The following is a 9,087-nucleotide window of genomic DNA, read 5'->3' on the forward strand; positions in this document are numbered from 1 at the left end:
GGAGTACAACATCATGGCCAAAATCCTGATCGCGGATGATGATGCCCATATTCGCGAGCTAATCGCTTTATTTTTGCGGAATGAAGGATTCGAAATTTTGGAAGCAAGAGACGGTGAGGAAGCTCAAACCAGTTGGGAAAATAATCAAATCGATATGGTTATCCTTGACATCATGATGCCCCAAGTTGATGGTTGGGAATTGTGCAGGGAGATCAGGCGCATAGATTCAAATATCCCTATACTGATGGTCACTGCAAAAGGAGAACCTAGACAAAAGGTGAAAGGATTTCAGCTTGGAACGGACGATTACTTAACGAAGCCGTTTGATCCGATGGAGCTTGTGATGAGAGTAAAAGCTCTGCTGAAACGTTATATGATTGTCTCTTCGCAAACGATACAGCTGGGCGGTATTACACTTAATCGCCGCAACTATCAAGTTATTCGGGGAGAAGAAGCGCTTAATCTGCCGTTGAAGGAATTTGAACTGCTGTTTAAGATGGCGAACCATCCCGGACAAATTTTTACCAGGGAACAGCTGATCACTCAGATCTGGGGAAAAAATTATGAAGGTGACGATCGAACCGTCGATGTTCACATTAAACGGCTAAGAGAACGATTTGCTGGCGATTCACAACATTTTCAAATTGAAACAGCCCGTAGTCTGGGGTACAGGTTAGTTATTACATGATCAAAACCTTATATGTTCGCATTATTTGCACGTTTTTGGCCGTCATCATCTTTAGCTTGCTGTCCTCTTTTTTTATGGGCCTTTTTATATTCAAGAAAGAAATCAACCATGTCGGACAGAATGACATGATTGCAGCAGGAGAGGAAATGATTCGTCTCTATGAGCAAACGAGACCGGATGATTGGAAAACGTTTATAACAAGTATGGTGAAGGTGTCCGCATATCCGATTCATATGTATGATGCTTCCGGAAACGAAACAATATTTGGCTTAAACGATACGATTAACGTCAAAATCGCGCCGGAAGCTGTGCAGCAGGTGCTTAGAGGGCAATATTATCGTTCTCCCGATAAAGGAGAACAGACTTTCGTCGGTCTTCCTTTCCCAATTGAAGGGAAGAGGCAAGCTATGTTTATGCAGTTTTCCTCGGAGAATGAAAATATCATTAATCGAATGATGCTGCTCGTGCTGCTGCTTGGCTTATTCATTGGAAGCTTATGCATTCTCATCGCGGCTCGGTATTTGGTGAAACCGATTCAAGCGATGACACAAGCGACCAAGAGGCTTGCCAAGGGAGATTTCGATGTGGAAATCAAACTGAAAAGCGCGGATGAAATAGGAGTCTTAACCCATAGCTTCAATGAAATGGCGAGTGAGCTCAAACAGTTGGAGCAGATGAGGCAGGATTTTGTTTCTAATGTTTCACACGAAATTCAAACCCCGCTAACGTCTATTTCTGGTTTTGCAATGGCGTTGAAGAACAACAGCTTAGTCGCGGAAAATGATCGTAATTATTATCTGGATATCATTATTACGGAAAGCGGGCGGCTTTCGAGGCTTAGCGATAATTTGCTGAGGCTCGCCTCACTTGATTCAGATCAGCATCCATTCGAGCCGATTACGTATAATCTCGATGAGCAAATTAGGCAAATTGTCGTTACGTGCGAGCCTCAATGGTCGGCCAAAGACATTCACATCGAATTAGAATGGGCGGATACGACCAAGATAACAGCAGATCAGGATCAACTTAATCAAGTATGGATGAATTTACTCGGCAACAGCATCAAGTTCACCCCTGTGGGCGGGCATATCGAAATCATCATAACCCAATCGGAAAAGGAAATCATATTCTCGATAACCGATTCAGGAATTGGAATTGCGGCGGAGAAGCTCGAATATGTTTTTGAACGGTTTTACAAGTCAGACCAGTCGCGAAACCGCAATGTCGGCGGCAATGGTCTAGGGCTTGCTATCGCAAAAAAAATCGTGACGCTTCATCATGGATCGATCGAAATGAAAAGTCAGCTAGGCGAAGGCACGACGGTGGTTGTCTGTTTGCCTATGCGATAATGGTAAAATGAATGATCGGTTAAATAACCGATCATTTCTTTTTTTTATCGTTGTCATGTAGATATTTAACAAAACTAAAAACAATATGTGACCAATCTACGTTCTTAATTGTGTTAATGGGTAAAGGAGGTCATATTACGATGCAAAGTAGTTCGCTCCGGCCGGGCGTGGATTTTGGGGAAACCTATCTTTTGTACGGCAAAATGTTATACCGAATCGCAATGATTCACCTCGGAAATAAAGAGGATGCAGAGGAAGCCATGCAGGAAACTTTTGCGAAATTGCTGTACAAATCACCTGAATTTAATGATCAGGAACATAAGAAGGCATGGCTCATAAGAGTCATTACGAACCAGTGCAAAAACATGGTGGGCAACTTATGGCGAAGACGTGTGGTGAAGCTAGAGGAAATGAATGATTTTTTTGAATCGGAAGCTGACCGTACCGTTATTGATCATGTCATGGAATTGCCTTTTAAATTCAAAGCGGTAATTCATCTTTATTATTATGAGGATTATACGGTTAGCCAAATTTCAGAGATATTGCAAATCAGTGAATCTGCAGTGAAAATGCGCTTGCAACGCGGAAGGCAACGGTTAAAGCTGGAATTGGAAGGAGAACGATAATATGAATCGCAAAGATTACAAACATGCAATGGATCAAATAGAGCCGGAGGCAGATTTGCAAAATCGAATCGCTCAGAAACTGCTTCGTCAGAAACCAACTAGTCCATTTCGAATCAAACGAGTTCAATATATTATGGGTAGTTTACTATTTGTCATTATAATTGGAATTATTGGTTTGGATATGTGGAAGAGTGCTAATGAGCCTCTTATTGATGTAAGAGAGCCCATTGAGCAAGTAGACCCTAATGAACATATAGACGACCCCAATGCGATTACGATTCCCAAAATAAAGCTTCCCGATAAATCAGATGCCATGGCTGATATGATCGGTCTAATCGTGTATAAAGGAAACATTTATACGCAAACAAGCACTCACATTTCTGCGGAAAATGCGACGGAGCTGCGTGGTGACAAGCTTGGCCGTACGAAAGCAGGTATTGATGAATGGAGTGAGCAGACGGATTATGTTGAATTAGCTTCAACTATTGGAGTGGCTGACATTTTTTCGGTTAACGGATATGACAGTGATTTTAGAATTATGTCCTACCAAGTGCATGAAGGGCAGATTTATGCTGAATTGTATGAGCATCTTAATGGAATTACAATTGCGAATGGCGAGGACTTAATTGGAAAAACGAAGGTAAAGGATAATATGGAAACGGTAAGGTGGCAGGATTATAATAACTGGTATTATAGTAAGCCGCAATTTCATACACTCCCACTCAATCAAACTCTCCATACGTTTATGGCAGCATTATATGAAGCAAAACCTATGGATGGGGAGAAGTTGTACAAGGAAGGCATCTATGACGATGGAGCGCAAAATCAGAAGGTTTTGTTTTTTAAGCTTAAGGATCAAACGGAAGTGCAAATGTGGTTGTTTAAAGGAAATTATGTGAAATACGCAAACGCCCCTGTTTTTTTTCAATTAGAGCCAGCTGCTTTCTCTGCGCTATGGGATAGTTTGTAATGAGGAAACACGTAATTTGGTAACAATAAATTTTGCATAAGGGTTGACCTTTCGTTGTTACCATACTATAATTCCGTATATTCTTATAATTATTTTCTATTAGGGTGGTACCGCGTGAATAGCCTCGTCCCTATCGTTAAAGATAGAGATGTGGCTTTTTTTGTCTTTTACTTTGTTTCATAAAGGCATAATAAAAATAGACTGGATTGATTCGTATGCAAACAACAGAGCAATGGTCATCAAAGATTGGTTTTATTTTATCCGCAGCTGGCTCAGCAATTGGAGTAGGCGCAATATGGAAGCTTCCTTATGTTACGGGTGTAAGTGGTGGGGGTGCATTCTTTCTTCTATTTATTTTATTCACTTTTTTTATGGGTTTTCCATTGTTATTAGCAGAGTTTGTAATTGGAAGAAGCACTCAAAAGGAAGCCATTAGTGCGTACCGTAGTCTAGCTCCTGATAGTAATTGGCATTGGATTGGAAAGCTCGGGGTATTCACTTGTTTTCTATTATTGTCTTTTTATAGTGTTATTGGTGGTTGGATTGTTATCTATTTTGCAAAAGGTTTGTTTGGCGGAATTATTAGTGAAGGAGCAAATTATGGAGCTGTCTTTAACGAGACCATTGGAAATCCTTTCTTGGTTATTGCAGCTCAATTTGTATTTTTGGCTTTTACAGTTGTTGTTGTGGCAAAAGGGATCCAAAATGGCATTGAAAAAGTGAGTAAAATTTTGATGCCGGCTTTATTTATACTATTTATTGTACTCATCATTCGTTCACTTACACTCGATAACGCGATGGAAGGTGTGAAATTTTTTCTAGCACCTGATTTCTCAAGGATCACATCTCAAAGTATACTGTTTGCGATGGGTCAAGCTTTTTTCTCCTTAAGTGTCGGAGTATCCGTAATGGTTACTTACAGTTCTTATCTCTCAAAAAAGGAAAGCTTAATTCAACCAGCAATTTCCATCGTTACAATGAATTTGTTGATTGCTTTATTAGCAGGATTAGCCATCTTTCCGGCTGTATTTTCACTAGGTTTAGAACCAGCCGAAGGGCCTGGCTTGTTGTTTGTTGTATTGCCCGCGGTGTTTGATCAAATTATTTTTGGAGAAGTTTTCTTATTGGGTTTTTTAGCATTATTTTTATTTGCTACATTAACTTCGGCCTTTTCTATGTTAGAAATAATTGTAGCCTCTATAGTTAAAGGGAAAGAGGAGAAGAGAACAAAATATGCCTATATTATTGGTGCATTCATTTTTGCAGTAGGGATTCCCTCTGCATTATCTTATAGTATTTTTGCTGATATTTTAATTTTCTCGAAAAATTTATTTGATTCAGCCGATTATTTAGTTAGTAATATTTTAATGCCGCTTGGCGTGTTTTTAATTTCTATTTTCGTACCGCTCAAGATTAAGAAAAGCACTTTGCGAGAGGAATTACTACAGCATTCTCGGTTTGGGGCTTCTGCATTTCATATATGGTTTTTTATTATAAGGTTTATTATTCCACTAGTCATTATCATCGTTTTTCTTGATATTACTGGGGTACTTGATAAAATAGTTGCACTTTTTTAGCACGAAAACGCAATTCTAGCAAGCATTATGAGTAAAAAAGGGATACCCCAAAACGGGTATCCCTTTATGCTTTACTTCCGAGCAATAATCATGAATCGTTCTGAATTTGTCCTTATCCCTCTTTCGGTTTGGTTGTTCATAATAAATTGTTGAAGGATCTCAAAATCAGTCTCGCTTTGTCCAAAGTTAGGAACAATAGGAGTGTGTTTCAAGAGGAATATTAAGTCTTCAGCCGTCTCATAATAATCGGTTGCGTTGAATTCAAATGACAGTATATCGGTAAAGCCCGCTTCACTTAATTCAGTAATATATTGAGTTTTTAACAAGCCTTTCTTAGTACCCAATGCCTGTCCTCTTCCGAATGCTTCTTTTAGATTTAACTTGTCGTTCTCGCTAACCTGTTGAGTTAGGAAGACACCATCGTTCACCAATACTTTGGCTATTTCTTTTGCAGAAAAACCCGAATGTCTACAAGAGACCACATTAAAAAAGTTGTTCGGAAAATCAAGCTTCTCAGCATCCATTTGTAAAAAACGTATATTTGGTTTGTTTGATTGTTTTAAGTTTTTTAATGCTGTTTCAATCATGCCTGTGGATAGGTCAATTCCGATTAGAAGCAAAGCAGAATCCGCTATTGATAATAAAGCTTCTCCACCGCCAGTGCCGATATCAAGCAAGATATCAGTCTTCTTGCAAGACTGGATGACTTCATCGTAAAAATTCCACTTCACGCCTTCCGAGACAGATTTCACTTTGCTGAAATCCCAACCGTTCACTTTCCCAACCTGATCATAAAACTGTTTGTATTCTACTGAATTCATTTTTCTTCCACCTTTCAAAGAGGATATTAACAAGCTAAAGGATTATCAAATCGTTATGATTCAAATGATAGTTTAGTGTTGTCAGAAGGGTAGACGAACCCCTCAGCAGCTGGTACGCGTTTTTTCCAGCCCGGAAACTAATTACTTCGAACCATTCGGAAAGACATTCCATTCACCTCGTTTGAAAGTATGTTCTCATTATATTTCTAATAGAGCCTGTCAATCAAGCCATCCTTCCAGCGACCAATGAAACTAAAATAATACACGACGCCCCTTCATATATATAGGTACATGAGGGGGGATTTGAAAATGTGGATGCTCATTCTAATGCTAGTCGGATGTCTCTCTGGTTTTTTTCTATTCAAAAAAAATACTTTGACCGTCACTAATCAGCCAGCTCAGAGCTCGCGGAAACTGTCCGTTATTATTCCAGCTAGAAATGAAGAATGTAATTTACCTCATTTGCTCGAATCCCTCAAGTCGCAAACCGTTCAACCATTCGAAATTATTGTGGTAGATGATTTTTCCGATGATCGGACCAAAGAAATCGCTGAAAGCTATGGGGTCAAAGTTATTGCGAATAGCAGCCTTCCTGAGGGATGGACAGGTAAGAACTGGGCTGTTTGGAATGGATATTTGCATGCCTCTGGCGATATGTTTGCTTTTTTGGATGCTGATATAAGACTGGCACCTAACGCGCTTGCTTCGTTAATGAAAGCTAGGGAGCGAGCGAAGGGCGTCATTTCTGTTGTTCCATTTCATCACACGGAGAAGCTATATGAAAAGCTCGCTTTGATTATGAATGTGCTGGGGATATTCGCGTTTACATCGATTTTTGAAAGGAAAAATCCCATGAAAGGTCTTTATGGCTCCTGCATACTGACTTTGAGGGAGGATTACGAAAAAATCAATGGCCATGAAAGCGTAAAATCTGAAGTATTGGATGATTTGTTTCTAGGATCCAAGTTTATGGCAGCGGGCGTTCCCGTCACTAATTTTATCGGGTATGGTTTGGTTTCGTTCCGCATGTATCCTCAAGGCATCCAAAGTGAAATTGAAGGGTTCAGTAAAGGAGCGGTGTTAAGCACTTCAACGCTTAGTCCGTGGACGATCGTCCCCATAGCCATTTGGGTGGTGGGACTGCTTCTGTCGGAAACGGTGTTTATTTTTGCGAATACTTCATGGGCATTGCCTTTATTAATCGGTTATCTCATATATATGATTCAATTGTTTTATTTCACGAAATATGTAGGCGCTTTTGGGATCATTATTCCTTTTTTCCATATCTTTGCTTCGTTATTTTTCATTATTATTATGCTTTATTCTATGTATCAGGTGGTTGTGCTAGGGCATGTAAGCTGGAAAGGAAGGCAGATCCGAGTAGGGGGCAAGAAGGACCTATGATCATATTATGGATTGCAGGTTCATTTCTATCGGGTTCTCTCATGTTTTCGTATTGGCTAGGTCTACTAGGCAAAAAGAATATAAAAGCTGTTGGCGATGGAAATCCAGGTGCCTTGAATCTGTGGAAGTCATCTGGTTATAAATTCGGTATTGCCGGGGTTTTATTGGATTTTCTGAAAGGGTATTTACCGCTCATATTTGTTATCGGCAGCAGTTATAATCTAGGTTATCTTATCGTTCCGCTTGCTATAGCTCCCGTAGCAGGGCATGCCTTTTCGCCATTTTTGAAAGGAAAGGGCGGAAAAGCTATTGCTGTCACATTCGGGATATGGAGTGCGCTCACCGGGTTCGAGGTTTCTTTGGCTTATGCCGTAATTTTAGCACTGATGGCGGGTGTGAGCTCCATTATAAACAAAAACAAGCCTAAATCCACCGAGGCGGATGGCTTGCAGGTTGTAATTGGTATGCTGCTTCTTTCCGTTTATTTGTATATAAGGATGTTCTCCGCTGCAATACTGTTAGTGTGGCTTGGGAATTTTGTCATCCTCGTGTATACTCACAGAGTTGAAATAGGAAAGTCGTTGAAAAAAGGATATGGCAAAGGATTATAATTTTTGTGGAAAATGAAAAGCCCACTCGAAAGAGAGGGCTTTAATATGATAACGATCATGATAGTGAACTTGAAATCGAGCAATTATATTATGATTGGGATTTCTCGCGCATGGCGCCTAACACGATATTATACCCATCAGGGTCTTTTATATATGAGTTTTTAAACTCTAGATTGCCGTGTGCATCAGTAAACGGATCGACTGCAATATATCCGCCACGTCCACGCACTTCCTCGATAAGTGAATCCAAGTCATCCCAACTAACGTGAATAAATGTGTCCCATCCATGGTCAGGGCCTTGCCACTCCGTTGGATAGTCTGTACGTTTTTGTGAGAGTACGTTTGGTCGTACATCTTCTGGGGAAGCTGCCTGCTGTAGAATCAAGGTCATTCCGTCTCTTTCCGCATGACCCCAGTTATCTACCTGGCATCCGAGAACATCACGGTAGTATTCCTGCGATTTCTTTAAGTCTGACACCAAACGAACCTGAATGGTTTGACCGAATTTAGCTTTTTGACCCGTAACAATCTCTGCAGCTTGCTCGCTCATTTTATTTCTCCTTTGTCACCAGAAATTTTTTTAACATGCCTAATTGTATTCGGTCCTCTACCAAAGTTTACCTGCAAGATTGGTCTAAAAAAGGTTCGAAATCTTGCATCAAGAGCTCAAAATCCAACAGTGTTAAGGCTAGATGTAATTGATTTCGATAGAACATTAAAAGAATTAATGGAACGTGATATGGAGGACAAGATAGTTACAAGACCAAATCTATAAATCAATCAAATGTCTGGTTACAAAAGATAGAGTTCATTCATATGTTGTAAGTAGCTTCTAAGAGGAGGTATTACGCATATGTCAAAAGGAAAGAAAAACGCAAAAAAAAGTTCAGTAGGTAACCGCACAGGTGGCAACCAAACTGGCGGCAACCGCACAGGTGGTAACCAAACTGGCGGCAACCGTACAGGAGGAAACCGCACTGGCGGCAACCGTACAGGAGGAAACCGCACTGGCGGCAACCGTACAGGAGGAAACCGCACTGG

At 40.3% G+C, this 9,087-nt stretch carries 10 protein-coding genes; 8 read left to right on the forward strand and 2 right to left on the reverse strand.

Features of this window, described 5'->3' with window-relative positions; translation table 11 throughout:
- Positions 1-13 precede the first annotated feature (13 nt).
- From AC787_RS26305 to AC787_RS26325, 5 genes are all read left to right on the forward strand, one after another.
- The gene (locus AC787_RS26305; protein ID WP_054027906.1) at positions 14-688 is read left to right on the forward strand and encodes a response regulator transcription factor; all 675 of its coding nucleotides are present in this window, start codon (positions 14-16) and stop codon (positions 686-688) included.
- A complete protein-coding gene (locus AC787_RS26310) occupies positions 685-2,037 on the forward strand; it encodes a sensor histidine kinase (RefSeq protein ID WP_054027907.1) in 1,353 nt (450 codons plus the stop codon). The genes AC787_RS26305 and AC787_RS26310 overlap by 4 nt, the downstream gene beginning before the upstream one ends.
- A 140-nt stretch (positions 2,038-2,177) precedes the next feature.
- Positions 2,178-2,663 (forward strand): RNA polymerase sigma factor, encoded by a 486-nt coding sequence (locus AC787_RS26315; protein ID WP_054027908.1) that lies wholly within the window; start codon positions 2,178-2,180, stop codon positions 2,661-2,663.
- A 1-nt stretch (position 2,664) separates the two neighbouring features.
- Positions 2,665-3,633, forward strand: a complete 969-nt coding sequence (locus tag AC787_RS26320) for a hypothetical protein (RefSeq protein ID WP_054027909.1) — start codon at positions 2,665-2,667, stop codon at positions 3,631-3,633.
- Between the two features lie 215 nt (positions 3,634-3,848).
- Complete coding sequence (locus AC787_RS26325; protein WP_054027910.1) at positions 3,849-5,210, forward strand: sodium-dependent transporter; 1,362 nt, start codon at positions 3,849-3,851, stop codon at positions 5,208-5,210.
- A gap of 71 nt (positions 5,211-5,281) precedes the next feature.
- On the opposite strand, the gene AC787_RS26330 is transcribed toward AC787_RS26325, so the two are convergent.
- A complete protein-coding gene (locus tag AC787_RS26330) occupies positions 5,282-6,031 on the reverse strand; it encodes a class I SAM-dependent methyltransferase (protein WP_054027911.1) in 750 nt (249 codons plus the stop codon).
- A gap of 309 nt (positions 6,032-6,340) precedes the next feature.
- Here AC787_RS26330 and AC787_RS26335 point away from each other — a divergent pair, with 309 nt between their 5' ends.
- A complete protein-coding gene (locus AC787_RS26335) occupies positions 6,341-7,435 on the forward strand; it encodes a glycosyltransferase family 2 protein (protein WP_054027912.1) in 1,095 nt (364 codons plus the stop codon).
- Positions 7,432-8,046: a glycerol-3-phosphate acyltransferase gene (locus AC787_RS26340; protein WP_054027913.1), complete on the forward strand. Its 615-nt coding sequence runs from the start codon at positions 7,432-7,434 to the stop codon at positions 8,044-8,046. The genes AC787_RS26335 and AC787_RS26340 overlap by 4 nt, the downstream gene beginning before the upstream one ends.
- A gap of 88 nt (positions 8,047-8,134) precedes the next feature.
- Here AC787_RS26340 and AC787_RS26345 read toward each other — a convergent pair whose 3' ends face one another.
- Positions 8,135-8,596 (reverse strand): VOC family protein, encoded by a 462-nt coding sequence (locus AC787_RS26345; RefSeq protein ID WP_054027914.1) that lies wholly within the window; start codon positions 8,594-8,596, stop codon positions 8,135-8,137.
- A 303-nt stretch (positions 8,597-8,899) separates the two neighbouring features.
- On the opposite strand from AC787_RS26345, the gene AC787_RS34200 reads away from it, so the two are divergent.
- On the forward strand, positions 8,900-9,087 hold a 188-nt coding region (locus AC787_RS34200), incomplete at its 3' end, for a hypothetical protein (RefSeq protein ID WP_200930764.1).

The sequence above is a fragment of the Bacillus sp. FJAT-28004 genome (assembly GCF_001280845.1).
GTDB lineage: Bacteria > Bacillota > Bacilli > Paenibacillales > Paenibacillaceae > Pristimantibacillus.

Bases quoted from the DNA above. Each gene is read 5' to 3' on its own strand.
- AC787_RS26340 (WP_054027913.1), top strand. From the start codon at position 7,432: ATGATCATATTATGGATTGCAGGTTCATTTCTATCGGGTTCTCTCATG.
- AC787_RS26345 (WP_054027914.1), bottom strand. From the start codon at position 8,596: ATGAGCGAGCAAGCTGCAGAGATTGTTACGGGTCAAAAAGCTAAATTC.
- AC787_RS26320 (WP_054027909.1), top strand. From the start codon at position 2,665: ATGAATCGCAAAGATTACAAACATGCAATGGATCAAATAGAGCCGGAG.
- AC787_RS26325 (WP_054027910.1), top strand. From the start codon at position 3,849: ATGCAAACAACAGAGCAATGGTCATCAAAGATTGGTTTTATTTTATCC.
- AC787_RS26330 (WP_054027911.1), bottom strand. From the start codon at position 6,031: ATGAATTCAGTAGAATACAAACAGTTTTATGATCAGGTTGGGAAAGTG.
- AC787_RS26335 (WP_054027912.1), top strand. From the start codon at position 6,341: ATGTGGATGCTCATTCTAATGCTAGTCGGATGTCTCTCTGGTTTTTTT.
- AC787_RS26305 (WP_054027906.1), top strand. From the start codon at position 14: ATGGCCAAAATCCTGATCGCGGATGATGATGCCCATATTCGCGAGCTA.
- AC787_RS26315 (WP_054027908.1), top strand. From the start codon at position 2,178: ATGCAAAGTAGTTCGCTCCGGCCGGGCGTGGATTTTGGGGAAACCTAT.
- AC787_RS26310 (WP_054027907.1), top strand. From the start codon at position 685: ATGATCAAAACCTTATATGTTCGCATTATTTGCACGTTTTTGGCCGTC.